General features: G+C 70.6%; 22 protein-coding genes. 13 read left to right on the top strand and 9 right to left on the bottom strand.

Annotated features, from left to right (window positions below):
* Nucleotides 1-65: 65 nt before the first annotated feature.
* The gene (locus tag FHX78_RS20095) at nt 66-1,382 is read right to left on the bottom strand and encodes a sensor histidine kinase (protein WP_145868811.1); all 1,317 of its coding nucleotides are present in this window, start codon (nt 1,380-1,382) and stop codon (nt 66-68) included.
* A 167-nt stretch (nt 1,383-1,549) separates the two neighbouring features.
* On the opposite strand from FHX78_RS20095, the gene FHX78_RS20090 reads away from it, so the two are divergent.
* From FHX78_RS20090 to FHX78_RS20060, 7 genes are all read left to right on the top strand, one after another.
* Nucleotides 1,550-2,407 (top strand): helix-turn-helix domain-containing protein, encoded by an 858-nt coding sequence (locus tag FHX78_RS20090; RefSeq protein WP_145868810.1) that lies wholly within the window; start codon nt 1,550-1,552, stop codon nt 2,405-2,407.
* A 214-nt stretch (nt 2,408-2,621) separates the two neighbouring features.
* A complete protein-coding gene (glmU, locus tag FHX78_RS20085; RefSeq protein WP_145868809.1) occupies nt 2,622-4,067 on the top strand; it encodes a bifunctional UDP-N-acetylglucosamine diphosphorylase/glucosamine-1-phosphate N-acetyltransferase GlmU in 1,446 nt (481 codons plus the stop codon).
* An 88-nt stretch (nt 4,068-4,155) separates the two neighbouring features.
* A complete protein-coding gene (locus FHX78_RS20080) occupies nt 4,156-5,136 on the top strand; it encodes a ribose-phosphate diphosphokinase (protein ID WP_145868808.1) in 981 nt (326 codons plus the stop codon).
* A gap of 211 nt (nt 5,137-5,347) precedes the next feature.
* Nucleotides 5,348-5,947, top strand: coding sequence for a 50S ribosomal protein L25/general stress protein Ctc (locus FHX78_RS20075; protein ID WP_145868807.1), 600 nt, complete (start codon nt 5,348-5,350; stop codon nt 5,945-5,947).
* 72 nt (nt 5,948-6,019) lie between these two features.
* On the top strand, nt 6,020-6,622 hold the full coding sequence (gene pth / locus FHX78_RS20070) for an aminoacyl-tRNA hydrolase (RefSeq protein WP_145868806.1): 603 nt from the start codon (nt 6,020-6,022) through the stop codon (nt 6,620-6,622).
* 87 nt (nt 6,623-6,709) lie between these two features.
* Nucleotides 6,710-7,198: a hypothetical protein gene (locus FHX78_RS20065; protein WP_145868805.1), complete on the top strand. Its 489-nt coding sequence runs from the start codon at nt 6,710-6,712 to the stop codon at nt 7,196-7,198.
* A gap of 146 nt (nt 7,199-7,344) precedes the next feature.
* The gene (locus FHX78_RS20060; protein WP_145868804.1) at nt 7,345-8,013 is read left to right on the top strand and encodes an LPXTG cell wall anchor domain-containing protein; all 669 of its coding nucleotides are present in this window, start codon (nt 7,345-7,347) and stop codon (nt 8,011-8,013) included.
* A gap of 220 nt (nt 8,014-8,233) precedes the next feature.
* Here FHX78_RS20060 and ppc read toward each other — a convergent pair whose 3' ends face one another.
* A complete protein-coding gene (gene ppc / locus FHX78_RS20055) occupies nt 8,234-10,966 on the bottom strand; it encodes a phosphoenolpyruvate carboxylase (protein ID WP_145868803.1) in 2,733 nt (910 codons plus the stop codon).
* A gap of 291 nt (nt 10,967-11,257) precedes the next feature.
* Between ppc and FHX78_RS20050 the strand changes: the two genes are divergently transcribed.
* Both FHX78_RS20050 and FHX78_RS20045 read left to right on the top strand, forming a co-directional pair.
* Nucleotides 11,258-12,271, top strand: coding sequence for an acyl-CoA desaturase (locus tag FHX78_RS20050; RefSeq protein WP_145868802.1), 1,014 nt, complete (start codon nt 11,258-11,260; stop codon nt 12,269-12,271).
* On the top strand, nt 12,268-12,945 hold the full coding sequence (locus FHX78_RS20045) for a TetR/AcrR family transcriptional regulator (RefSeq protein WP_030870343.1): 678 nt from the start codon (nt 12,268-12,270) through the stop codon (nt 12,943-12,945). The genes FHX78_RS20050 and FHX78_RS20045 overlap by 4 nt, the downstream gene beginning before the upstream one ends.
* A 16-nt stretch (nt 12,946-12,961) precedes the next feature.
* Here FHX78_RS20045 and FHX78_RS20040 read toward each other — a convergent pair whose 3' ends face one another.
* Nucleotides 12,962-13,783 carry a trans-aconitate 2-methyltransferase gene (locus tag FHX78_RS20040; protein ID WP_145868801.1) on the bottom strand — a complete coding sequence of 274 codons (822 nt, stop codon included), beginning with the start codon at nt 13,781-13,783 and terminating at the stop codon, nt 12,962-12,964.
* 114 nt (nt 13,784-13,897) lie between these two features.
* On the opposite strand from FHX78_RS20040, the gene tamR reads away from it, so the two are divergent.
* Entirely contained in the window at nt 13,898-14,395 is a 498-nt protein-coding gene (gene tamR, locus FHX78_RS20035) for a MarR family transcriptional regulator TamR (RefSeq protein WP_145872075.1), read from the top strand.
* Here the strand turns inward: tamR and FHX78_RS20030 are convergent.
* A complete protein-coding gene (locus FHX78_RS20030; protein ID WP_145868800.1) occupies nt 14,354-15,121 on the bottom strand; it encodes a LuxR C-terminal-related transcriptional regulator in 768 nt (255 codons plus the stop codon). The genes tamR and FHX78_RS20030 overlap by 42 nt on opposite strands.
* Before the next feature lie 286 nt (nt 15,122-15,407).
* Between FHX78_RS20030 and FHX78_RS20025 the strand changes: the two genes are divergently transcribed.
* Nucleotides 15,408-15,863 carry a GNAT family N-acetyltransferase gene (locus FHX78_RS20025; protein WP_189908551.1) on the top strand — a complete coding sequence of 152 codons (456 nt, stop codon included), beginning with the start codon at nt 15,408-15,410 and terminating at the stop codon, nt 15,861-15,863.
* 42 nt (nt 15,864-15,905) lie between these two features.
* Here the strand turns inward: FHX78_RS20025 and galK are convergent, their stop codons facing one another.
* From galK to galT, 3 genes are read right to left on the bottom strand one after another with little or no spacing between them, the layout of a single operon-like run.
* Complete coding sequence (gene galK / locus FHX78_RS20020; RefSeq protein ID WP_145868798.1) at nt 15,906-17,078, bottom strand: galactokinase; 1,173 nt, start codon at nt 17,076-17,078, stop codon at nt 15,906-15,908.
* Nucleotides 17,079-17,106: 28 nt separating this feature from the next.
* Nucleotides 17,107-18,069, bottom strand: coding sequence for a UDP-glucose 4-epimerase GalE (galE, locus tag FHX78_RS20015; protein ID WP_145868797.1), 963 nt, complete (start codon nt 18,067-18,069; stop codon nt 17,107-17,109).
* Nucleotides 18,066-19,127 carry a galactose-1-phosphate uridylyltransferase gene (gene galT, locus FHX78_RS20010; RefSeq protein ID WP_145868796.1) on the bottom strand — a complete coding sequence of 354 codons (1,062 nt, stop codon included), beginning with the start codon at nt 19,125-19,127 and terminating at the stop codon, nt 18,066-18,068. The genes galE and galT overlap by 4 nt, the downstream gene beginning before the upstream one ends.
* A 179-nt stretch (nt 19,128-19,306) precedes the next feature.
* Here galT and FHX78_RS20005 point away from each other — a divergent pair, with 179 nt between their 5' ends.
* Nucleotides 19,307-20,986: a sodium:solute symporter family protein gene (locus FHX78_RS20005; RefSeq protein WP_145868795.1), complete on the top strand. Its 1,680-nt coding sequence runs from the start codon at nt 19,307-19,309 to the stop codon at nt 20,984-20,986.
* A 21-nt stretch (nt 20,987-21,007) separates the two neighbouring features.
* Nucleotides 21,008-21,319: a hypothetical protein gene (locus FHX78_RS20000; RefSeq protein WP_145868794.1), complete on the top strand. Its 312-nt coding sequence runs from the start codon at nt 21,008-21,010 to the stop codon at nt 21,317-21,319.
* Between the two features lie 124 nt (nt 21,320-21,443).
* Here FHX78_RS20000 and FHX78_RS19995 read toward each other — a convergent pair whose 3' ends face one another.
* Together FHX78_RS19995 and FHX78_RS19990 are read right to left on the bottom strand one after the other, a co-directional pair.
* Nucleotides 21,444-22,115 carry a helix-turn-helix transcriptional regulator gene (locus FHX78_RS19995; protein ID WP_145868793.1) on the bottom strand — a complete coding sequence of 224 codons (672 nt, stop codon included), beginning with the start codon at nt 22,113-22,115 and terminating at the stop codon, nt 21,444-21,446.
* Nucleotides 22,116-22,353: 238 nt separating this feature from the next.
* Entirely contained in the window at nt 22,354-24,237 is a 1,884-nt protein-coding gene (locus FHX78_RS19990) for an outer membrane protein assembly factor BamB family protein (protein WP_145868792.1), read from the bottom strand.
* Between the last annotated feature and the right edge of the window lie 19 nt (nt 24,238-24,256).

The following is a 24,256-nucleotide window of genomic DNA, read 5'->3' as shown; positions in this document are numbered from 1 at the left end:
CCCGGCCGACCACCGCGAACCCCACGCGCCCCGGCCGACCACCGGCCAAGCCCGCGCGCCCCCGCCTACGACGCCGGAATCACCGCCGACACCCGAAAACCCCCCGCGTCCGTCGGCCCCGACACGAACACCCCGCCCAACGCCGACACCCGCTCCTTCATCCCCACCAGACCGTTCCCCCCGGACGGCAGCCCCGCCGACGACGCCGCCCCCGACGGCGGCTCGTTCTCCACCTGCATCGCGATCTCCGACACCCGATGCGCCAGACGCACATACGTCCTCGCACCCGCCGCATGCTTGTGGACGTTCGTCAACGCCTCCTGCACCACCCGATACGCCGTCGACTCCACCTCCGGCGCATACGACCGGCTCTCCCCCACCACCGACAGATCCACGACCATCCCCGCCGCCGCCGACTGCCCCACCAACTCCCCGATCTCCGACAGAGACGGCCCCTCCCCCGACCCCTCCACCTCACCGACCGCCCGCGACGCGGCAGCCGCCGCGGCCACCCCCACCGCCGCCAACGGCACCGACGCCCCCTCACGCCGCCGCCCACCGTCCCCACCGGCCCGCAGCACCCCGAGCATCTCCCGCAACTCCGTCAACGCCTGCCGCCCCATGTCCCCCACCAGCGCGGCGTTCTTCACCGCCTTCTCCGGATCCTTCCGCGCCACCGCCTGCAACGCCGCCGCATGCACCACCATCAGACTCACCCGGTGCGCGACCACGTCATGCATCTCCCGCGCGATCCGCGTCCGCTCCTCACCCCGCGCCCACTCGGCCCGCTCCTCCGCGCGCTCCGCGAGCAACTGAAGCTCCCGCTCCAGACTGTCCGCCCGCTCCCGCAGACTCTCCATCAACCGCCGCCGCGCCCCCACGTACAGCCCCAGCAGCAACGGAGGCGCCGTCATCCCCAGCGCCGTCGTGATCGACGCGAACGGCACGATCCAGTCCTGGACCTCCAGGTCCTCCCGCGCGAGGTCCTGCCGCATCCGCACGAACATCACGATGAGGACCCCGACCAGCTGCATCCCCGCCAGCGAACCGATGATCCGGCGCGGCACCTCGGACGCGGCCAGCGAATACAGGCCCACGACCCCCATCAGGAACCCCATCGCCGCCGGCGTGACCGCGATCGCCACCAGCACCACCGCGATCGGCCACTTCCGCCGCACCACCAGCACGGCACCGGCCAACAGCCCGAAGACGACCCCCACCGCGACCGGAAGCCCCGCCTCCCGCGCGAACGGGACCCCCTCCAGACCGCACTCCACCGCGGACACCGCCGCGAGCCCCCCGTCGAACACGGCGCTACGCCGTCTGTCCCACCACCACGGCCCTCCCCGGGCCGTCAGGTGCTCTTCCCCCGTCGTGGTCATGCCTCCAGCCTACGGGCGCCCCCCACCGCACATCCGGCGAGTTTCCGCTACCGATGCACACCACAGAGGGTGACCGTTCGGACGCGATACGGACCGAAATCCCTCGAACTGCTGAATCGGTCAGCGTTCGAAGAGGGAAGCGGTCATTCCACCCGGACGGTATGCGCATGACGGACACACCCGGCAGGTACGCCGACTTCGAGGAGCTACGGGAGCGCGCGACGGCGCTGCGGCGCGCGGGCCACAGCCTCCGGCAGATCCGCGACGAGCTGAAGGTCCACAACAACGACCTCCTCAACCGACTGGTGAAGGGCGAACCACCGCCCGCCTGGACGACACGCCCCAACGCCAAGGACGACCTCAGGGCCAGGGCCCGCGAGCTACGCCTCCAGGGCTGGACGTACGACCGGATCGAGGCGGAACTCGGCTGCTCCAGGAGCTCGGTCTCACTGTGGGTGCGGGACCTGCCGAGGCCGGAGCACAAACGCACCCCTGAAGAAGCCGCCGCCATCGCGCGTCGCGGCTGGGAGGCGAAGCTGCGCGTCCGGGACGAGGAGCGGCAGCGCACGAAGGAGGCCGCGCGGCAGGCGGTCGGCCGGCTGTCAGCCCGCGAACTGTTCCTGGTGGGCGTCGGCCTGTACTGGGCGGAAGGCGGCAAGGACAAGCCGTACGACCGCCGTGAGAACGTCACCTTCGTCAACAGCGACCCCGGCATGATCAAAGTGTTCCTGGCCTGGCTCGACCTGCTCGGGGTCGAGCGCGAGCGCCTCCGGTTCACGGTCATGATCCACGAGAACGCCGATGTCGCGGGGGCGGAGCAGTACTGGGCCGACCTCGTCCAGGCCGACCGCGGCGCGTTCAACAAGACCACGCTCAAACGGCACAACCCCAAGACGGTGCGGAAGAACGTGGGTGACTCCTACCGGGGCTGCTTGCTGGTCAAGGTCCTGAAGGGCGCCGACCTCTACCGTCGCATCGAAGGCTCTTGGTACGGCATAGTGTTGGGTGCCGACTCGGCCACCTGACCACATGTCCGGTTCAGTCGAGTTCCATCCCCCATGGTGTAACCAGGCAGCACTGAGGGTTTTGGTCCCTTAAGTTCAGGTTCGAATCCTGATGGGGGAGCTGCCGCGTCCGGGCCCTGACCTCCCCGTCAGGGCCCGCTCTCATGTCCCCCCACCAGCCCCCCGGTATCCTGCGGGTGTCACCCCCCACCCCACCACAGCCGAAGGGCATCCCGTGAGCGCCAACCGCCCGGCAGCCGTCGTCGTTCTCGCAGCGGGTGAGGGCACCCGTATGAAGTCGGCCACACCGAAGGTCCTGCACGACATCTGTGGCCGTTCCCTGGTGGGTCATGTGCTCGCCGCCGCAGGTGAACTGGAGCCGGAGAACCTGGTCGTCGTCGTGGGTCACGCCCGCGAGCAGGTGACCGCCCACCTGGCCGAGATCGCCCCCGACGTGCGTACCGCCGTACAGGCGGAGCAGAACGGCACCGGGCATGCCGTGCGCATGGGGCTGGAGGAGCTGGGCGGTTCCGTGTCCGGGACCGTGGTGGTGGTTTGTGGTGACACCCCGCTGCTGACGGGCGAGACGCTGCGCCGGCTGTCCGACACGCACTCCGCCGACGGCAACGCGGTGACGGTGCTGACGGCCGAGGTGCCGGACGCGACCGGGTACGGGCGGATCGTGCGGGACGGGACGGGTGCCGTCACGGCGATCGTGGAGCACAAGGACGCGTCGGAGGAGCAGCGGGCGATCCGGGAGATCAACTCGGGTGTGTTCGCGTTCGACGGGGCGTTGCTGGCGGACGCGTTGAAGCGGGTGCGGACGGACAATTCGCAGGGTGAGGAGTACCTGACGGATGTGCTCGGCATTCTGCGGGGGGCGGGGCACCGGGTGGGTGCGGCGCCGGCGGGTGATCATCGGGAGATCGCGGGGATCAACAACCGGGTGCAGCTCGCGGAGGCGCGTCGGATCCTGAACGACCGGGTGGTGACGGCCGCGATGCTCTCCGGGGTGACGGTGGTCGATCCGGCGACGACGTGGGTCGATGTGACGGTGTCGTTCGAGCGGGATGTGCTGGTGCATCCGGGGACGCAGTTGCAGGGGGCGACGCATCTGGCGGAGGGGTGCGAGGTGGGGCCGAACTCGCGGTTGACGGACACCCGGGTGGGTGCGGGGGCGCGGGTGGACAACACGGTGGCGTCGGGTGCCGTGGTGGGTGCCGAGGCGTTGGTGGGTCCGTACGCGTATCTGCGTCCGGGGACGCGTCTGGGGCGCAAGGGCAAGATCGGTACGTATGTGGAGACGAAGAACGCGTCGATCGGTGAGGGGACGAAGGTGCCGCATCTGTCGTATGTGGGGGATGCGACGATCGGCGAGTTCTCGAACATCGGTGCGGCCAGTGTGTTCGTGAACTACGACGGACAGGACAAGCATCACACGACGGTGGGGTCGCACTGTCGGACGGGTGCGGACAACATGTTTGTGGCACCTGTCACCATCGGGGACGGTGCTTACACGGCCGCGGGTTCGGTGATCACGAAGGATGTGCCGCCGGGTTCGCTGGCCGTGGCCCGCGGTCAGCAGCGGAATATCGAGGGTTGGGTGGCTCGTAAGCGCCCGGGGAGTGCCGCGGCGAAGGCCGTGGAGGATGCTTCCCGGGGGGCGGCGGGCGAGGAGTGACCGGATTCCGCTGCGTCAAACACGGCGTACGGTGATAAGTGCACATGCGCACCCCCACCAGCTGCGACACCTCTGAGGAGAAAGTGCTGTGACCGGGATCAAGACGACCGGGGAGAAGAAGATGATGTTCTTCTCCGGCCGCGCCCACCCCGAGCTTGCCGAGGAGGTCGCCCACCAGCTGGGTGTCGGGGTCGTCCCGACGAAGGCCTTCGACTTCGCCAATGGCGAGATCTATGTGCGGTATCAGGAGTCGGCTCGTGGTGCCGACTGTTTCCTGATCCAGAGCCACACGGCTCCGATCAACAAGTGGATCATGGAGCAGTTGATCATGATCGACGCGCTGAAGCGTGCGTCGGCCAGGTCCATCACGGTCATCGTGCCGTTCTACGGTTACGCGCGTCAGGACAAGAAGCACCGGGGTCGTGAACCGATCTCGGCGCGTCTGATCGCGGACTTGATGAAGACGGCGGGTGCGGACCGCCTGCTCACGGTGGATCTGCACACGGATCAGATCCAGGGCTTCTTCGACGGTCCCGTGGACCACCTGTTCGCGCTGCCGCTGCTGGCGGACTACGTGGGCGCGAAGGTGGACCGGGAGAAGCTGACGGTGGTGTCTCCGGACGCCGGCCGTGTGCGGGTGGCGGACCGTTGGTGCGACCGGCTGGGCGCGCCGCTGGCGATCGTGCACAAGCGCCGGGACAAGGACGTGGCGAACCAGGTCACCGTGCACGAGGTGGTCGGTGAGGTGAAGGGCCGCGTGTGTGTCCTGGTGGACGACATGATCGACACGGGTGGCACGATCTGTGCGGCGGCGGACGCGTTGTTCGCGCACGGTGCGGAGGACGTCATCGTGACGGCGACGCACGGTGTGCTGTCGGGTCCGGCGGCGGACCGGTTGAAGAACTCGAAGGTGAGTGAGTTCGTGTTCACGGACACGCTGCCGACGCCGGGTGAGCTGGGTGAGAGCCTGGACAAGATCAAGGTGCTGTCGATCGCGCCGACGATCGCGCGGGCGGTGCGTGAGGTGTTCGAGGACGGTTCGGTGACGAGCCTCTTCGACGAGCAGTAAGGGTTCTGCGGCCGGGTTCCCGTCCGGGTCCCGGTGATCGTTTTGGGTGCGGCCTCCTGGTCCGAGTAGACTGTTGCAGTTGCTCGGCGAGGGAGGCCGTACCGCTTCTTGGGAAGCCCGTACGGTGTCCGTTATCGACGCGCTCTTCGTAGCAGGCCGTTCGTTGGCCGGGTGACTCTGTCCGTTTCCACCCCTGCGAGGAGTGATCAATATGTCCGAGGTCAAGCTCAGCGTCGAGACGCGCACCGAGTTCGGCAAGGGTGCCGCCCGTCGTATCCGTCGTGACAACAAGGTTCCCGGTGTTCTGTACGGTCACGGCTCGGACCCGCTGCACCTGACGTTCCCGGGCCACGAGCTGCTGCTCGCCCTGCGTACGCCGAACGTGCTGATCGCGCTGGACATCGACGGCAAGTCGAACGAGCTGGCGATCCCGAAGTCGGTGCAGCGTGACCCGCTGAAGGGCTTCCTGGAGCACGTCGACCTGCAGCTGGTCCAGCGCGGCGAGACCGTGACGGTGGAGATCCCGGTCCTGACCGAGGGCGAGCTGGCCCCGGGCGGCAACCTGCTGGAGCACGTGCTGAGCACGCTGCCGGTCGAGGCCGAGGCCACCCACATCCCCGAGTCCGTCACGGTGTCCGTCGAGGGTCTGACGGCCGGTGCCTCCATCCACGCGAAGGACATCACCCTTCCGAAGGGCACCAAGCTGGCCGTCGAGGAGGACGCGGTCGTCATTCAGGTGCTGGCCGCGCAGGCGGAGGAGGCTCCGGAGGGCGAGGAGGCCACCGAGGCCGGCGAGGCCGCCGAGGCCTGATCCGCACCGACGCCGTTTTCGTCAGCCGCTGCTTCCCGTCGGGGGGCGGCGGCTGGCGCGTATCGAGGAGACATGCAGGTGACGACCGATGCCAGTGCCCCGTGGCTGATCGCGGGGCTGGGCAACCCCGGGCCGGAGTACGCGATGAACCGGCACAACGTGGGGTTCATGGTGGCGGATCTGCTGGCGGAGCGGATCGGGGGCCGGTTCAAGCGGGCGGGGAAGGCTCAGGCGCAGGTGGTGGAGGGCCGGATCGGGCCTCCGGGGCCGGCGAACCGGCGGGTGATCCTGGCGAAGCCGATGTCGTACATGAACCTGTCGGGCGGGCCGGTGAACGCGCTGCGGGAGTTCTACAAGGTGCCGGTCGAGCGGGTGGTGGCGATCCATGACGAGCTGGACATCGACTACGGGACGCTGCGGCTGAAGCTGGGTGGCGGGGACAACGGTCACAACGGGCTGAAGTCGATGACGAAGGCGTTCGGGCGGGAGTACCACCGGGTGCGGTTCGGGATCGGGCGTCCGCCGGGGCGGATGCAGGTGGCGGACTTCGTGCTGAAGGACTTCTCGTCGGCGGAGCGCAAGGAGCTGGACTACTTCGTGGACCGGGCGGCGGACGCGGTGGAGTGTCTGGTGATCGAGGGCCTGGAGCGGGCGCAGGGCACGTACAACTCGTGACTGGGGATACGTACATCGGGTGACTTGTCCGCCGCCCACACCCACCCGGGTTGACCGAACGCGAGGTCATGGCCAAGGATCGCGGCCATGCCTTCTGCGGTCAGCTCCTCCGGTGGTGCTCTCGCCGTGCTGCGCTTCGGCCGGTTCGCGGCGATGGGCGTGGTCGCCGCGCTGATCCTGATCGCGGGTGTGTGGGCGTCGTGGGGTACGGCGCAGCACGCGATGCTGACGAAGGGGCGCGAGCGCGGCACGGTGGAGGTGACGTGGTGCGGTGGCCGGACGTGCGCGGGGCCGTACGCGCCGCTGTCGCGGGGGTCGCAGCCGCGCGCGAAGGTCGTCCTGGAGAACTCGGTGGCCGTGGAGGAGGGGCGGACCTACGCGGTGGTGCTGAAGCCCGGGGGCGAGCAGGCGGTCCGTTCGGGTCCCGCCGGGATCGTGTACGCCTGGGTGCCGCTGGGTGGGGCGCTGCTGCTGGCGTCGGTCGTGGTGGCGGGCGGGCTGTTGCGGACGCGGGCGGCGTGGGTGCTGGCGCTGTCGGGGACCGCGCTGCTCACGACGGCTTTTCTGGTCGTCTGAGGTCTTTCGGCCGGCTCCGCCGGGCCCCTCGTCTGTGAAGCATTGGTGCGTTGTCCTTTCGTGATTGACGTGGGGTCAGTTCGGGAAGGAGGCTGAACCGCCCCCTCCACATCTTCCCCGTTCGTCACTCGAAGATGGACTGCCTCATGCGTACCCCCGCTCGCGCCGGCGTGCTCGCCGTCGCGTTCTCCGCCGCTCTGCTGACCGCCCCCGCCGCGCACGCGACAGCGCCCGGCGACAACGGCACGGTCAAGATCCACGATGCCTCGACCGGTGAGGAGCAGCGCCGCAACGAGCCCCATGTGTGCACCTTCTACCTGGACGGCTTCGGCTTCGACGCCGGCCAGCAGGTCGACTGGCACATCGAGGTGTGGGCCCCGACGGCCGGCACCAAGGGCGAGACGGTGCTGTCGGACACCCTGACCCTGGACGCGTCCGGGCACGGCCGGACCGAGGACCTGTCGCTGCCCGACGGCCACTACAAGCTGTTCTGGAACTTCGACGGGGAGAAGGGTTCGGCCAAGCACAAGGTGTTCTGGACGGACTGCGAGGAGACCGCGGCTCCCGCGGCCCCCTCGGGCTCCTCCTCGGCGTCGCCGTCCGCCGGGGCGGAGGCCGCCGCCTCGCCCTCGGCCGCTTCCTCGTCCGCCGCCCCGGCCGCGGAGCCGGCCGCGGAGGCGACGCCGCAGGGCGGCTCCGGTGACCTCGCCGAGACCGGCAACGGCGCCCCGGTGGGCCTGCTCGCCGGTGCGGCCGCCGCGCTGCTCGCCGCCGGTGGCTTCCTGCTGTTCCGCCGCCGCGGCTCCCGCGCCTGATCCGGGTCCGGGCCCTGCACCCGTGAGGGCCAGAAGCCCACTTGTGGGCCCGAAGCCCGGGTAAGGGTCCGACGCCGATACGGGTCCGCTCCCCGTACGGGTCCACGGGTCCCCCGCCCGCCCGGACCTGCCCCGGCCCCCTGTCCAGCCCCCGTCCCCGGACAAGAAGGTGCCCCCGAGCCCGTACGCGGCTCGGGGGCACCCTTCGTCGGCCCGCGGGTCAGCCGGTGTTGCGCAGGCCGGCCGCCACGCCGTTGACGGTGAGCAGCAGGGCGCGGGCGAGCAGCGGGTCGGGCTGTTCGCCGGCGCCGGCGGCGTCGCGCTGGCGCTTGAGGAGGGCCACCTGGAGGTAGGAGATCGGGTCCAGGTAGGCGTCGCGGATGGTGAAGGTCTGCTTCAGGACCGGGTCGGCGTCGAGGAGTTCCTGCTCGCCGGTGACCCGCAGCACCTCGGCGACGGTGAGCTCGTGCTCGGCCTTGATGGCGTCGAAGACGTGCTTGAGCTCGTCGGGGACGAGGGTGTCGACGTAGTGCTGGGCGATGCGCAGGTCGGTCTTGGCGAGGGTCATCTCGACGTTGGAGATGAAGTTGCGGAAGAAGTGCCACTGCCCGTGCATCTCGTCGAGCACGGTGTCCAGGCCGGCCTCGCGCAGTGCCTTGAGGCCGGAGCCGACGCCGTACCAGCCGGGGACGATCTGCCGGGACTGGGTCCAGCCGAACACCCACGGGATGGCGCGCAGTCCGTCGAGGGAGACGCCCGAGCCGGGGCGGCGGGAGGGCCGCGAGCCCAGGTGCAGGTCGGCGAGCTGGTCGACCGGCGTGGAGGCCAGGAAGTACGCGGGCAGGTCGGGGTCCTCGACGAGCTTGCGGTAGGCCGTGTGGGCGGCGTCGGAGACGACGTCCATGGCGGCGTCCCAGCGGGCGAGGGCCTCGTCGGACTGGCGGGGTGCGGTGTGCAGGGCGGACGCCTGGAGGGTCGCCGCGACGGACAGCTCCAGGTTCTCCCGGGCGAGGGCCGGGATGAGGTACTTGTCGGAGATGACCTCGCCCTGCTCGGTCACCTTGATCTCGCCCTCGAGGGTGCCCCAGGGCTGGGCGAGGATGGCGTCGTGGGTGGGGCCGCCGCCGCGGCCGACGGTGCCGCCGCGGCCGTGGAAGAGGCGCAGCCGTACGCCGTAGCGGTGGGCGACGTCGCGCAGGCGGCGCTGGGCGCGGTGGATCTCCCACTGGCTGGTGGTGATGCCGCCGAACTTGGAGGAGTCGGAGTAGCCGAGCATGACCTCCTGGACGTCGCCCCGGAGCGCGACGAGGCGCCGGTAGGAGGGGTCGGCGAGCATGTCCTCGAGGATGGTGTCGGCGGCCTTGAGCTCGTCGGTGGTCTCCAGCAGGGGCACGATGCCGATCTTTGCCCAGCCGGCGTGCAGGTCGATGAGTCCGGCCTCGCGGGCGAGGACGGTGGCGGCGAAGACGTCGTCGGCGCCCTGGCACATGGAGATGATGTAGGACTCGACGACCTCGGGGCCGAAGACCTCCAGGGCGCGCTTGACGGTCCGGAAGACGCCGAGGGTCTTCTCGCCGGCCGCGTCGACGGGCGCCGGGGTCGGGGCGAGCGGGCGCCTGCTGCGCAGTTCCTTGGCGAGGAGCTTGGAGCGGTACTCGCGGGGCATGTCGGCGTAGCGCCACGATTCCTCGCCGAGCCGGTCGAAGAGCTGGCCGAGGGCGTGGTGGTGGGCGTCGGCGTGTTCGCGGACGTCCATGGTGGCGAGCTGGAGGCCGAAGGCGGCGAGGGTGCGGATGGTGCGGGCGAGGCGGCCGTCGGCGAAGAGGCCGCCGCGGTGTTCGCGCAGGGAGGTCTGGATGATCCGCAGGTCGTCGAGGAGCTGGCCGGTGCCGAGGTAGTCGCGGCCGGGCTCGTGGGGGGTGCCCTTGGCGAGGCGGAGCTTGGTGTTCTCCAGCTTCTGCCGGATGCAGGTGGCCTTGAGCCGGTAGGGCTCCTCGGCGTTGAGGCGCTTGTAGCGGGGGCTGATCTCGGGGAGGGCGTCGAGGTCGGCCCGGAGGGAGGTGAGCAGTTCCTCGGTGGCGCCCGCGTAGCGGATGGAGTTGGAGAGGAAGCCGCGCAGTTCGTCGATCATCTCCAGGGCGTCGTTGATGCCGTGTTCGTGCTGGAGGATGAGGACGTCCCAGGTGACCTGGGGGGTGACGTTGGGGTTGCCGTCGCGGTCGCCGCCGATCCAGGTGCCGAAGGTGAGGGGGCGGGTGTCGTCGGGGAGGTGGACGCCGACGCGCTCCAGTTCGGCGGTCAGGTCCTCCAGGACGTCGCCGACGGCGCCGGCGTGCAGTTCGTCGAGGTAGTAGATGGCGTTGCGGGCCTCGTCGGCGGGCTCGGGGCGGACCACGCGCAGTTCGTCGGTCTGCCAGACGAGGTCGATGTTCTCGGCGAGGCGGGTGTCCAGGCGGCGCCGGTCGGACTCGATGACGGGGGTGTCGAGGAGGGCGGCGATGCGGCGGAGCTTGTTGAGGACGGAGCGGCGGGCGGCCTCGGTGGGGTGGGCGGTGAAGACGGGCCTGATGTTGAGGTTGCGGACCGTCTCGCGCAGGTGCTCGGGGTCGGCGTCCTTGAGGCGGTCGGCGGTGCGGGAGAGGAGGCCGCCCTCGGCGGCGCGGCGGGCGCGCAGCTCGCGGCCGCGGTGCACCTGCTCGGTGACGTTGGCCAGGTGGAAGTAGGTGGAGAAGGCGCGGACCAGCTTGGCCGCGGTCTGGAGTTCGGTCCCCCGCAGCAGCTCGGCGGCGGCCTCGCCGTCCTCCCGGGTGAGTCGGCGCACCTTCTCGACGAGGTCGAGGAGCTCGGGTCCCTCCTGCCGGACCAGGGTCTCGCCCAGGAGGTCACCCAGTCGGCGGATGTCGGCACGCAGCTCGCTGCTCGTCGTGGTGGTCTGGTCGTCGGCACTGCTCACAGGTGCGGCTCCTTGCAGTGTTGAAGCTCGTCTGGGAGGGAACCCGGACAGCGTCTCGCGGCGGCGTGGACCGCATGCGGGCCGGACGTCCGGGAAGAAATCAGAGCGGACCGCGCTGTCCGACCGACTTCAAGGATAGGTGTCGACCCGGACGCGCAGGCCCACGGGCTCTTGCCGCCGGGCGACGCACTGCCATACTTACGTTGCCGTAGGTTACGGAACCGTAGGAATGCCGTGCGGTTCCGGCGGCCCGGCACCACCCTCAGTCCACATACCCCACAGGGGACACGCATGACCTCACGCTCCGATGTGCTCGACGAAGCCCCGAAGCCACCCCGGTCCGACGACGCCGCGCCCTCCGCCACGCTGGGCGGGGAGCGCAAGCGGTCCATCGAGCAGATCACGCTGCTGTTCTTCATCACCGTCCCGTTCCTCGCGCTGCTGGCGGCGGTGCCGCTGGCGTGGGGCTGGGGGGTGAGCTGGCTGGACCTCGGCCTGCTGGTCTTCTTCTACTTCCTCGGATGCCACGGCATCACCATCGGTTTCCACCGTCACTTCACGCACGGTTCGTTCAAGGCGAAGCGGCCGCTGAAGATCGCGCTGGCGATCGCCGGGTCCATGGCGGTGGAGGGCCCGCTGGTGCGGTGGGTGGCCGATCACCGCAAGCACCACAAGTTCTCCGACGCCGAGGGCGACCCGCATTCGCCGTGGCGGTACGGGGAGACGGTCCCGGCGCTGATGAAGGGCCTGTGGTGGGCGCACATCGGCTGGATGTTCGACGAGGAGCAGACGCCGCAGGAGAAGTACGCGCCGGATCTGATCAAGGACCGGACGCTGCGGGCGATCTCCCGGCAGTTCATCCTGTGGACGGCGCTGTCGCTGGCGCTGCCCGCGGTGATCGGCGGTCTGGTGACGATGTCGTGGTGGGGCGCGTTCACCGGGTTCTTCTGGGGGTCGCTCGTCCGGGTGGCGCTGCTGCACCACGTGACGTGGTCGATCAACTCGATCTGCCACGCGGTCGGCAAGCGTCCCTTCAAGTCGCGGGACCGCTCGGGCAACGTGTGGTGGCTGGCGATCCTGTCCTGCGGTGAGTCGTGGCACAACCTGCACCACGCCGACCCGACCTCCGCGCGGCACGGGGTGGAGCGGGGGCAGCTGGACTCCTCGGCCCGGCTGATCCGCTGGTTCGAGCAGCTGGGCTGGGCGTACGACGTGCGGTGGCCGTCACGCTCCCGTATCGATTCGCGCCGCAACACCGCGGAAGGCGGCTCCCGGCAGGGGACGGAGTCCGTCGAGGCGGCATGATGGTCGCCGTGGCGACCGACTCCAGCAGCACCCCGAGCAATGACAAGCCGCGGCGTGCGCGTCGCACCCGGATGACCGGTGCGGAGCGCCGCCAGCAGTTGCTGGAGATCGGCCGCACCCTGTTCGCGGCGAAGGGCTTCGAGGGCACGTCGGTGGAGGAGATCGCGGCGAAGGCCGGGGTCTCCAAACCGGTGGTGTACGAGCACTTCGGTGGCAAGGAGGGCTTGTACGCGGTGGTGGTGGACCGTGAGATGCGGCGGCTGCTGGACATGGTGACCGGTTCGCTGACGGCCGGGCACCCGCGCGAGCTGTGCGAGCAGGCGGCGTTCGCGCTGCTGGACTACATCGAGGAGTACACGGACGGGTTCCGCATCCTGGTCCGTGACTCGCCCATCCCGCAGTCGACGGGTTCCTTCGCGTCGCTGATCTCGGACATCGCCACCCAGGTGGAGGACATCCTGGGCCGCGAGTTCAAGAGCCGCGGCTTCGATCCCAAGCTGGCCCCGCTGTACGCGCAGGCGCTGGTGGGGATGGTGGCGCTGACCGGTCAGTGGTGGCTGGACGTGCGCAAGCCGAAGAAGGCGGAGGTGGCGGCCCACCTGGTCAATCTGGCGTGGCACGGGCTGGACGGCCTGGAGCCGAAGCCGCGGCTGATAGGCCACCGCAAGAGCTGAACGAGGGCGTACGGGATCAGCGTCCCCTCCGGACGGCGACCGCGAAGACGCGGCGGAACGGGAACGGGGTGCCGTGGGGGCCGGCCGGGTAGGCGTCCCGCAGGGCCGCCCGGTACTCGGCGACGAAGGTCTCCCGCGCCTCCGGGTCGTCGGCGAGGGCGGTGAGGACGGGCCGCAGGGCGGTGCCCTCGACCCAGTCCAGGACCGGGTCCTCGCCCGTCAGCAGGTGGACGTACGTCGTCTCCCACGCGTCGGTGATGCAGCCGAGGGCGGTCAGCCGTTCCAGGTAGCCCTCCGGGCGGAGCACGGCGTCGTCGTGGCGCAGGACGCCGGCCAGGCGGTCGCGCCAGCGCGGGGAGGCGGCGAGGGCGCGCAGCAGGGTGTGGCTGGGGGCGTCGAAGTTGCCGGGCACCTGGAGGGCGAGGGTGCCGCCGGGTGCGAGCCCGGCGATCCAGTCGCCGAACCGGTCCGCGTGGCCCGGCACCCAGTGCAGCGTGGCGTTGCTGACGATGAGGTCGTACGGCTCCTCGGGCGTCCATGCGCGGACGTCGGCGTGGGCGAAGTCGAGCCGGCCGCCCCCGGGGGTCGGGCCCGCGTGGTCGGCACGGGCCCTGTCGAGCATCTCGGGCGAGTTGTCGTAGCCGGTGACGCGGGCGGTGGGCAGGCGGTCGGCGAGCAGGGCGGTGACGTTGCCGGCGCCGCAGCCGAGGTCGGCGATGCGGGGCGGGTCGCCGGGGAGTTCCGGGACGCGGGCGAGCAGGTCGGTGAAGGGGCGGGTGCGGTGCCCCGCGTGACGCAGGTACTGGGCGGGGTCCCACACTGGGGTCGCTGCGGACATGGTGCCTCCCGATGGCCGGCGGACGGGTACCCAGCGTCACCCGCTATGCATCTCGACGTCAAGATGCTCGACATCAAGAGACTTCACATCGACACAACCACTACACTGATCGACATGGAGGACGAGGTCGATCGGCTGGTCGCAGCGTGGCGCCGGGAGCGCCCGGACCTCGACGTGGAACCGCTCGAGGTACTGAGCCGGGTGAGCAGACTGGCCCGGCACCTGGACCGGGCACGACGGCTCGCCTTCGCCGAGCACGGCCTGGAGTCCTGGGAGTTCGACGTGCTGACCGCGCTGCGCCGCGCGGGCACCCCGTACCAGCTCTCGCCGGGGCAGCTCCTCACCCAGACGCTGGTCACCTCGGGCACGATGACCAACCGCATCGACCGCCTCGCCAAGAAGGGCCTGGTGGAGCGGCTGCCCGACCCCAGTGACCGGCGCGGCGTCCTGGTCCGCCTGACGGACGAGGGCCGGGACCGCGCCGACCAGGCGCTGGCCGGGCTGCTGGACCAGGAGCGCGCGATCCTGGCGGAACTCACCCGCGCCCAGCGCGGCGAACTGGCCGGGCTGCTACGCCAGTTGACCGCCCCGTTCGACAACATCCCCGGATAGGTCGACGGGTCCGACGCCCGCCCGCCGGGCGAGGGCCACCGCGGCCAGCGTGGAGTGCACCCCCAGCTTCCCCAGGACGTTCTGCATATGGGTCCGCACGGTGTGCGGGGACAGGAAGAGGCGCTCGGCGACGGCCTTGCGCCCCAGCCCCGCCACCATGCACCGCAAGACCTCCCGCTCGCGCGGGGTCAGGGACTCCACCAGCCGCTCGCTCTCGGTGCGGTGCCGTCGGGCGGCGGTCAACTCCCGCAGGACGCCGGTCAGCAGGGCGGGCGGCAGATGGGTCTCGTCGCGCAGCACGCCCCTGATGACGGTGAGCAGCCGGCTCAGCGAGCAGTCCTTGGCCACCCATCCGGAGGCCCCCGCCTGGAGCGCGAGCGCGGCCCGGCCCGCGTCGTCCTTCTCGGCCAGCACCACGACGCGCACCTGCGGCTGTGCCGTGCGCACGCCGGTGACCAGCGCCATCCCGTCGACGAGCCCGTCCTCGTCACCGGCCTGCACCGGGGCGGCCGGCCGGCCGCCGGGCACCTTGCCGCCCAGGTCGGCGTCGACGAGCAGCACGTCGAACCGCCGGCCCTCGGCGGCCGCCCGCTCCAGGCAGCGCAGCGCCGCCGGGCCGCTGCCCGCCGCGGACACGTCGACGTCCGGTTCCGCGGCCAGGGCCGCGGCGAGTGACTCGGCGAAGATGCGATGGTCGTCGACGACCAGGACTCGAATGCGAACCACGAAACCCCCTTCCCCACGCTCCGTAGAGCAGGGGATTACCCCATCGTCGGAAGACGACACCGGCGCGGGTACGACGCCGGGGCCCTCGTCACTTCACTGACTGGACGGGGGACGGGCACCGCGGCCGCACGGCCGCCGCCGCGCGGCGACCGCCGCCCCACCTCCGACGCCGTACCCGACTGTCTCGCCCCCTGAACGGCGTCGGCCCCCACCGGCGCTTTCTTCAGCGTACGGGCGGGGGCCGGGAGCGGAAGGCGATTTGCAGAACTGGCGGCCTTACGCGTTTATGGTGTGCCGCATGTTTCGTCTTGAGACAGAAGTCGACAAAGCCCGACGTGATCTGCTCCGCAGGCGCCTCCGGGACACCAACACCGCGGCCTCCCCGGTCCTGCGGGCCCTGCGCGGAACCCCGGACGAACGCGAATCCCCTTTGCACGTGTGGGCGTCCGATGCGAACGGCGCTCTGGCCGGCGGCCTGGTCGGCCACACCTGGACGACCTGGCTGCACGTGACCTACCTGTGGGTCGACGACCGCCACCGCGGGGCGGGCCTCGGATCCCGTCTGCTGGCGGAGGCGGAGCGCGTCGCGTCGGCCGAACGCGGCTGCACCGCGTCCCGCCTGGAGACCTGGGACTTCCAGGCCCCGGGGTTCTACCGGCGGCAGGGGTACGAGGTGGTCTGCGTGATCCCCGACTACCCGCCGGGGATCACGGAGTACACCCTGACCAAGCGCCTCGGCTGACCCGACCCGGTCCGGCCCACGACGACGCCCCGGCGTCCGGCGTCAGCGCACGCGCCGGGCGCCGGCCGCCGGGACCGCCTCGAAGGTGCGGGGGGCGGTGAGGCCGGCCGCGGCGAAGGCCTCCTCCACCGCCTTGGTGACGGCGGGGACGTCCGTCTCCTCGGCCAGGACGATGGCCGAGCCGCCGAAGCCGCCGCCGGTCATCCGGGCGCCGAGGGCACCGGCGGCGACGGCGGTCTCCACCACCAGGTCCAGCTCCCGGCAGGAGACGCGGAAGTCGTCGCGCAGGGAGGCGTGCCCCTCGACCAGCACCGAGCCGATCGCGCGGGTGTCGCCGGCTTCCAGCAGGGACACCACCCGTTCGACCCGCTCGTCCTCCGTCACCACGTGACGGACCAGCCGGCGCACCTCCTCCTCGTCGCCCAGCCGCGCCAGCGCCGCGTCGAGTTCGGCGTGGGGGACGTCGCGCAGGGCGTCGACGCCCAGCAGGGCCGCGCCCTTCTCGCAGCCCGCGCGGCGCTTGCCGTACTCGCCCTCGCTGTGGCTGTGCTTGACCTGGGTGTCGACGACGAGCAGGCGCATGCCCTCGGCGGCCAGGTCGAAGGGGATCTGACGCTGGGAGAGGTCACGGGTGTCCAGGAACAGGGCGTGGCCGGCCTCGCAGCAGGCCGACGCCGTCTGGTCCATGATGCCGACCGGGGCGCCGACGTAGACGTTCTCCGCGCGCTGGCACAGCCGGGCCAGCTGCCAGCCGCGCAGGTCCAGGCCGAACAGGTCGTTGAGGGCGAGGGCGACCACGACCTCCAGGGCGGCCGAGGACGACAGGCCCGCGCCGGCCGGGACGGTCGAGGCGAGGTGGATGTCCGCGCCGGTCACCGCGTGCCCGGCCTCGCGCAGCGCCCACACCACGCCCGCCGGGTAGGCGGTCCACCGCTTGTCCGACTCGGGGGCGAGGTCGTCCACCGTCAGCTCCACGACCGGCCCGTCGACGTCGGCGGAGTGCAGCCGCAGTACGCCGTCGGCCCGCCGGGACACCGCGGCGACCGCGGTGTGCGGCAGCGCGAACGGCATGACGAAGCCGTCGTTGTAGTCGGTGTGCTCGCCGATGAGGTTGACCCGGCCCGGCGCCGCCCACACCCCGTCCGGCGTGCCCCCGTACAGCTGCCGGAACCGCTCGGCGACGGACTCCGCGGCACCCTCGCTGGACTCGCTCATGCCCTGACCCCTGACCCTTCGTTGCGTTCTACTTGGCGCGCTGCTGCGCGAACTCCCACGCGTCGGCGACGATCCCCGCGAGGTCCGTGCGCGACGGGTTCCAGCCCAGCTTCTCGCGGGCCGTGGCGGCCGAGGCCACCAGGACCGCCGGGTCGCCGCCCCGGCGGGGGGCCACGACCTCGGGGATCGGGTGGCCGGTGACCCGGCGGACGGTCTCGACGACCTCGCGGACGGAGAAGCCGTTGCCGTTGCCGAGGTTGCAGATCAGGTGCTCGCCCGGCGCGGCGGCGCGCAGCGCGAGCAGGTGGGCCTCGGCCAGGTCGGCGACGTGGATGTAGTCGCGCACACAGGTGCCGTCCGGCGTCGGGTAGTCGTCGCCGTAGACGGAGATCGCGTCGCGCCGCCCCTGGGCGACCTGGAGCACCAGCGGGATGAGGTGCGACTCGGGGTCGTGGCGCTCGCCGTACTGCCCGTAGGCCCCGGCCACGTTGAAGTAGCGCAGGGAGACCGCGCCCAGCCCGTGCGCCGCCGCCTCGCCGGTGATCATGTGGTCGACGGCGAGCTTCGAGGCCCCGTAGGGGTTGGTCGGGCTGGTGGGCGCGGACTCGACGATCGGCACCCGCTCCGGCTCGCCGTACGTCGCGGCGGTGGAGGAGAACACCAGCCGGCGCACGCCCGCCTCGCGCATCGCGCCGAGCAGCGCCATGGTGCCGCCGACGTTGTTGTCCCAGTACTTCTCGGGCTTCACCACCGACTCGCCGACCTGCGACGAGGCGGCGAAGTGCAGCACGCCGTCGAACGACGCGTCCAGCCATTTGGCGGCGTCGCGGATGTCGCCCTCGATGAACGACGCCCCCGCGGGGACGCCCTCGCGGAAGCCGGTGGAGAGGTTGTCGAGCACGACGACGTCGTGACCGGCCTCGATCAGATGCTGGGCGACGACACTGCCGACGTATCCCGCGCCACCGGTGACCAGGTACTTCCCGCTCATGAACTCGCTACCTCCCGCAGTCGCTGGGCCGCGCGCTCCGGCGGCACGTCGTTGATGAACACGTTCATGCCGGATTCGGAGCCCGCGAGGAACTTCAGCTTGCCGGACGTGCGGCGGATGGTGAAAAGCTCGAGGTGCAGCGCGAAGTCGTCGCGCGTGACACCGTCGAACTCCTCCAGCTGCCCGAACGGGGCCTGGTGCCAGGCCGCGATGTACGGCGTCGGAGGCTCGCCCTCCCCGAAGATCCGGTCGAAGCGCTTCAAGAGTTCCAGATAGACCTGGGGGAACTCTGTGCGCGCCGCCTCGTCCAGTCCGAGCAGGTCGGGCACGCGGCGCTTGGGGTAGAGGTGCACCTCGTAGGGCCAGTGCGCCGCGTACGGCACGAAGGCCACCCAGTGTTCACTCTCAAGGACGATCCGCTCGTCCGCCCTCTCCCGCTCCAGCACGGCGTCGAACAGGTTCTCCCCGCCGGTCGCCTCCTTGTGCGCGGCCACTTGGCGCAGCATCAGGGCGGTGCGGGGGGTGGTGAAGGGGTAGGCGTAGATCTGCCCGTGCGGGTGCTGGAGGGTTACGCCGATCTCGGCCCCGCGGTTCTCGAAGCAGAAGACCTGTTCGACGGAGGGCAGATGCGACAGCTCGGACGTCCGGTCGGTCCAGGCGTCGAGCACCAGTCGCGCCTGCTGCTCGCTCAGCCCGGCGAAGGAGACGTGGTGGTCGGAGGTGAAGCAGACGACCTCGCACCGGCCCGAGTCCCCGGCCAGCGAGGGGAAACGGTTCTCGAAGACGACCACGTCGTACGACGCGTCCGGGATCTCGCTCAGCCGGTCCCCCTCGGAGGGGCACAGCGGGCACTCGTCGGCCGGCGGGTGGTACGTGCGCCCCTGGCGGTGCGAGGCGATGGCGACGGAGTCGCCCAGCAGCGGGTCGCGGCGGACCTCCGAGGTGGTGACGGTGGCGTCCAGCGGACGGCGGTCGACGGCGTCCCGCACCGTGTCGTCACCGAGGTCGTAGTAGATCAGCTCACGACCGTCGGCCAGCCGGGTCGAGGTCTTCTTCACTGCCGCACTCCTCTGCACCCACACCCAATCACTCAACACAATCGAACATAACACATCACAACTCACCAGCGAGCCCGTCTGATCACAATCAAACAAAGAACGTCACCGGACGTGTTCAATTACTGAACACACAGGCGTAGGTTCCGCACCGGATCAGTTCGCGAACGAAGCGAGTGCTTATGCAAACCCCCACATATCTATCTGCAGAGCTTCGACTCCCCACCAACTGGCTGGACTACACGATCCTCGGGATCTACTTCGTCGTCGTCCTGGGCATCGGCTTCGCCGCCCGCCGCTCGGTCAAAACCAGCCTGGACTTCTTCCTCTCGGGCCGCTCCCTGCCCGCCTGGGTGACCGGCCTGGCGTTCATCGCGGCCAACCTGGGCGCCACCGAGATCCTCGGCATGGCCGCCAACAGCGCGCAGTACGGCGTCTACACCACGCACTGGTACTGGATCGGCGCCATCCCGGCCATGGTCTTCCTCGGCCTGGTGATGATGCCCTTCTACTACGGCTCGAAGGTCCGCTCGGTCCCCGAGTTCCTGCTGCTGCGCTTCGACAAGGGCGCCCACCTCCTCAGCTCGGTCCTCTTCGCGGCCGCCGCCATCCTGATCGCCGGCGTCAACCTCTACGCCCTCGCGATCGTCGTCGAGGCCCTCCTGGGCTGGCCGCAGTGGGTGGCGATCGTCGTCGCCGGCTTCTTCGTGCTGGCCTACATCACCCTGGGCGGCCTGTCCTCGGCGATCTACAACGAGGTCCTGCAGTTCTTCGTCATCCTGGCCGCGCTCATCCCCATCACGGTGCTGGGTCTGAAGAGCGTCGGCGGCTGGGACGGCCTGTCCGACTCCCTCACCGCCTCGCGCGGCGGCGACTTCATGACCTCGTGGGGCGGCACCGGCATCGGCAGCGACAACCCGCTCGGCGCCAACTGGCTGACCATCGTCCTCGGCCTCGGCTTCGTCCTGTCCTTCGGCTACTGGACGACCAACTTCGCCGAGGTGCAGCGCGCGCTGTCCGCGAAGAACCTGTCGGCGGCCCAGCGCACCCCGCTCATCGCCGCGTTCCCGAAGATCTTCATCGTGTTCCTGGTGATGATCCCGGGCCTGGTCGCCGCCGTCCTGGTGCCCAAGATCGGAACCTCCGGCTCCGACCTCCAGTACAACGACGCCATCCCGTACCTGATGGAACAGCTCCTGCCCAACGGCGTCCTGGGCATCGCCGTCACCGGTCTGCTCGCCGCGTTCATGGCGGGCATGGCGGCGAACATCTCGTCCTTCAACACGGTCTTCACCACCGACATCTGGGCGAAGTACGTGGTGAAGCACCGCGAGGACACGTACTACGTCCGCTTCGGCCGCCTGATCACCGCGATCGGCGTCCTCGCCTCCATCGGCACGGCGTTCCTGGCCAGCTCCTTCTCCAACATCATGAGCTACCTCCAGACGCTGTTCTCCTTCTTCAACGTGCCGATGTTCGTGGTCTTCATCATCGGCATGTTCTGGAAGCGGGCGTCCATGAAGTCCGGCTTCTGGGGCCTGATCGCGGGCACCACGGCCGCGATGATCAACTACTTCTGGATCTACAAGCAGGGCATCATCGACATCCCCACCGACCAGGGCGCCAACTTCGTCTCCGCGATCGCGGGCTTCGTCGCGGGCGCGGTGGTCATGGTCGCCGTGTCCCTCTTCACCGCCCCCAAGCCCGCCGACGAACTCCAGGGCCTGGTCTACGGCACCCGCTCCCCCGGCATGGCCGAGCCGCCCGCGGAGGGCGACGACGCCTGGTACCGCAAGCCGGCGCTGCTCGGCTGGGGCGCGGTGATCCTGGCCGCCGCCTGCTACATCCCGTTCTCGTTCTGACCGCGGGAGGATGGAGAGACCATGTCCGAGCACTACTCCGAGCGTGAACTCCAGCGGGAGATCACCGAGCTGGAGACCAAGTCCGCGACGGCGGCCCGCCTCTTCGACATCCGCCGCATCATCGGCGGACTGTTCGTCGTGTACGGCGTGATCGTCACGATCGCCGGGATCACCGCGTCCGACGCCGACATCGACAAGGCGCAGGGCGTCAACATCAACCTGTGGACGGGGCTGGGGATGCTGGTCCTCGGCCTGCTGTTCCTGCTGTGGCTGAAGCTACGGCCGACGGCCCCGCCGCCACCGGACGTCGTTCCCGCGGAACGGGACGAGTAGCCGGGGCCTGTGGGGGTGGGTCGGGGGACGTTGCGCGGCCCGGCGCTGACGGGGTGCCGCCGCGCCCACCCGTGCCGCGCAACATCCCCGACCCACCCCCACCCTCAGGCGCGACGCCGCCGGGTCAGCCCACCGGCCCCGCCCGGTCCAGCAGCCCCGTCCGCGCCGCCAGAGCCGCCGCCTCCAACCGCGACCCCACCCCCAGCTTCATCAACACCCGCTGCACGTGCGTCCGCGCCGTCGACGGCGCGATCCCCATCCCCGCCGCGATCAGCCGCGTGTCCTCCCCGTCGGCCACCCGCACCAGCACCTCCACCTCCCGGGGCGTCAGCATCCGCAGCAACCGCGCGCCCTCGTCATCCGGCTGCGCCACCGGATTCAGCAGCTCCCCGAACGCCCCCTGCAACAGCTGCGGCGCCACCGCCGCCTCCCCCGCCCGCGCCTTCATGATCGCCCGCTCGACACCCTCGATGCGCTCGTCGTGCCGCACGTACCCCGACGCCCCCGCCGCGAACGCCGCCGCGATCCCGCGCGGCGACGGCACCGGCCCCAGCACGACCACCGCCACCTGCGGCCGCTCCCGCTTGATCTTCACCACCGGATCGAACGTCCCCGGCTCCGCCGGCGCCGCCGTCCCCAGCAGACACACCTCCGGCGCCCTGCTGATCACCAGATCCGCCGCCCCCGCCGCCGGCGCCGCCGCGGCCAGCACCCGGTGTCCCCGCAGCTTCAACGCCGAGGCCAGCGCCTCGGCGAGCAGTCGGTGGTCGTCGACCACCATCAGCCGCACTCCCATCGAACAACCAACCCCCCATACCGCGCGCACCCCCTGTGCGCCGCCACCCCGGTCCGACTCCCCGCGGATGCCCCCGGAAGCTACACGCTTGTTCGACGTCGCGCTCCCCCTACCGGCGAGAATCGCCCCGGATCGCCGAAATTCTCGCATTCGATGGCGATGAGCGCATGATGAGCGGTACGCGCACGGCCCCGTCCCTGACCTGGGACGGGGCCGTGCGGAACAACCGGGCGAACGATCAGCTCGTGCCAAACGCGATCACCAGGTACTCCTTGTCCGAAGTCGAGTAGTCACTGGCGTACACACCCGACATGTACAGACCCCCCTGCCCGTAGAGGATCTCGGCGTACTCCGGCAGCATCCGCGTCTCCACGTTCCGCACGGACTCCGTCGCCGGGTTCTCCATCAGGGTCGTCTGCTTGAAGGACGCGCCGTCGATGCTCACGATCTGCCCGCCCTTGTCGTAGGGCGGGCGCTTGTACGCCAGCACGTTGCCGCCGTCCATCCGCAGCGGGGTGAGCTGGTAGCCGTCGCCCGCGTCGGCACGCTGACCGGTCTGCTTGCCGGTCGACAGGTCGAAGGCCACGACCTCGTTGGTCTCGCTGTACTCGCCCCCGCCCTCGTGCTCCTCGGTCGGGACGTACAGCCGGCCGTTGCCGACCGCGAGCCCGCTGCACTTCTCGATCCGGGTGATGATGTCGCAGCGGGCCGCGAACTCCTCACCCGGCGCGGAGATGCGCGTGATCAGCTTGCCGGTCTTGTTGTCGATGGAGAAGAAGTCCGAGATGCCACTGCCGTCACCGGCGGTGTCACCGACGTCGGCGGCCACCACCAGCGGCTCGGTGGAGACGATGCCGGCGTACTCGATGCCCTCGTCCATCTTGTACTCGGTGATCACCTTCCCGGACTTCGGGTCGATGGTCTGGATGTGCAGCTGACGCTGCTCGTAGGAACCGCACTTGCGGACCGCGACCAGCTTCTCCCCGCCGCCGTACCCGGAGTCGTAGCAGGCGTCGGACGTCTTGGGTGCCCACAGCTGCTTGCCGGAGGCGATCTCCCAGGCGGCGCCGCCGCTGGTGCTGCCCGCGGCGACGGTGCCCCCGCTGAGGGTGACGTTGTTGAAGCTGATCTCCATCGTGCCGGACTCGGCGGTCTTGGACCACACCTCCTTGCCCGCCTCCAGGTCGATCAGCGTGACCTGGGTGCAGCGCTGGGGATCGTCCTTGGTCGGCATGGCCGGCTTGTGGATGACCGCCGTCTTGTTGTCCTCGGTGAGGTGGCCGGTGGCCTCGCACACGGGTCCGGGCAGGTCGATCGTCCACTTCTCGGTGCCCTTGGCACGGTCATAGCCGACGACTTCGGCGATCCCGCTCTTGGCGTACACGGTGTCGGTCAGCCAGGACCCGGCGGTGGAGATGGAGGTGGTGTCCTTGGGCACCTTGGGGGCGGGCACCTGGAACAGCACCTTGGACCCGGGGTCGGCCGGCGCCTTCTCCTTGGCCTCGGAGGTGGTGCCGCCGCCGGTGCCACCCGCACCGCCGTTCTTGGCGTCCTTGCCTCCGGTGCCGCCGCCCTCCGCGGTGGTCTCCTTGTCGTCCTTGCCGGACGACGACGCGTACCAGACACCACCGCCGACGATCAGGGCGATGGCCACGACCGCCGAGACGATGATGGCGGCCTGCGCGTTGAACTTCCGCCCGCCGCCGGGCTGCCCCGGCTGGGACGGCATCGGCATGGTCGCCGGCTGCGGATACCCGTACCCGGGCTGCCCGTACGGCTGCTGCTGACCGTAGGACTGCTGCTGACCGTAGGGCTGCTGCGGCTGCCCGTACGGCCCCGGCTGCTGGCCGGGGTAGCCGTACCCGCCGGCCGGCGTCGGCGGCGGCTGCTGCTGCTGCTGCTGCTGCGGATACCCGTATCCGGGCCCCTGCGGAGCCGACGGCGGGCCGGCGGGCGTCTGCGGAGCCTGCGGGTAGCCGTACCCGGGCTCGGGGGCCTTGTGCAGACCGGGCCCGCCAGGGGCCGTCGGCGGCTGCGCGGGCGGCTGCTGCGAGGAATCCTGCGGCGGCCCGAACCCGGGCTGCTGCGGGGGCTGGTTGGGCGGCGGGGGCGGCTGAGTCATGACGTGAGCACCTCGGAGA

The organism is Streptomyces capillispiralis, assembly GCF_007829875.1.
Lineage (GTDB): Bacteria > Actinomycetota > Actinomycetes > Streptomycetales > Streptomycetaceae > Streptomyces > Streptomyces capillispiralis.
This window is presented reverse-complemented; position numbering and strand designations above follow the sequence as displayed.

Bases quoted from the DNA above. Each gene is read 5' to 3' on its own strand.
- FHX78_RS20075 (WP_145868807.1), top strand. From the start codon at position 5,348: ATGTCCGAGGTCAAGCTCAGCGTCGAGACGCGCACCGAGTTCGGCAAG.
- tamR (WP_145872075.1), top strand. From the start codon at position 13,898: ATGGAGGACGAGGTCGATCGGCTGGTCGCAGCGTGGCGCCGGGAGCGC.
- FHX78_RS20090 (WP_145868810.1), top strand. From the start codon at position 1,550: ATGACGGACACACCCGGCAGGTACGCCGACTTCGAGGAGCTACGGGAG.
- galK (WP_145868798.1), bottom strand. From the start codon at position 17,078: ATGAGCGAGTCCAGCGAGGGTGCCGCGGAGTCCGTCGCCGAGCGGTTC.
- FHX78_RS20065 (WP_145868805.1), top strand. From the start codon at position 6,710: ATGCCTTCTGCGGTCAGCTCCTCCGGTGGTGCTCTCGCCGTGCTGCGC.
- FHX78_RS20040 (WP_145868801.1), bottom strand. From the start codon at position 13,783: ATGTCCGCAGCGACCCCAGTGTGGGACCCCGCCCAGTACCTGCGTCAC.
- FHX78_RS20045 (WP_030870343.1), top strand. From the start codon at position 12,268: ATGATGGTCGCCGTGGCGACCGACTCCAGCAGCACCCCGAGCAATGAC.
- FHX78_RS20095 (WP_145868811.1), bottom strand. From the start codon at position 1,382: ATGACCACGACGGGGGAAGAGCACCTGACGGCCCGGGGAGGGCCGTGG.
- FHX78_RS20000 (WP_145868794.1), top strand. From the start codon at position 21,008: ATGTCCGAGCACTACTCCGAGCGTGAACTCCAGCGGGAGATCACCGAG.
- FHX78_RS20005 (WP_145868795.1), top strand. From the start codon at position 19,307: ATGCAAACCCCCACATATCTATCTGCAGAGCTTCGACTCCCCACCAAC.
- FHX78_RS20025 (WP_189908551.1), top strand. From the start codon at position 15,408: ATGGTGTGCCGCATGTTTCGTCTTGAGACAGAAGTCGACAAAGCCCGA.
- FHX78_RS20050 (WP_145868802.1), top strand. From the start codon at position 11,258: ATGACCTCACGCTCCGATGTGCTCGACGAAGCCCCGAAGCCACCCCGG.
- FHX78_RS19995 (WP_145868793.1), bottom strand. From the start codon at position 22,115: ATGGGAGTGCGGCTGATGGTGGTCGACGACCACCGACTGCTCGCCGAG.
- FHX78_RS19990 (WP_145868792.1), bottom strand. From the start codon at position 24,237: ATGACTCAGCCGCCCCCGCCGCCCAACCAGCCCCCGCAGCAGCCCGGG.
- FHX78_RS20060 (WP_145868804.1), top strand. From the start codon at position 7,345: ATGCGTACCCCCGCTCGCGCCGGCGTGCTCGCCGTCGCGTTCTCCGCC.
- pth (WP_145868806.1), top strand. From the start codon at position 6,020: ATGCAGGTGACGACCGATGCCAGTGCCCCGTGGCTGATCGCGGGGCTG.
- galE (WP_145868797.1), bottom strand. From the start codon at position 18,069: ATGAGCGGGAAGTACCTGGTCACCGGTGGCGCGGGATACGTCGGCAGT.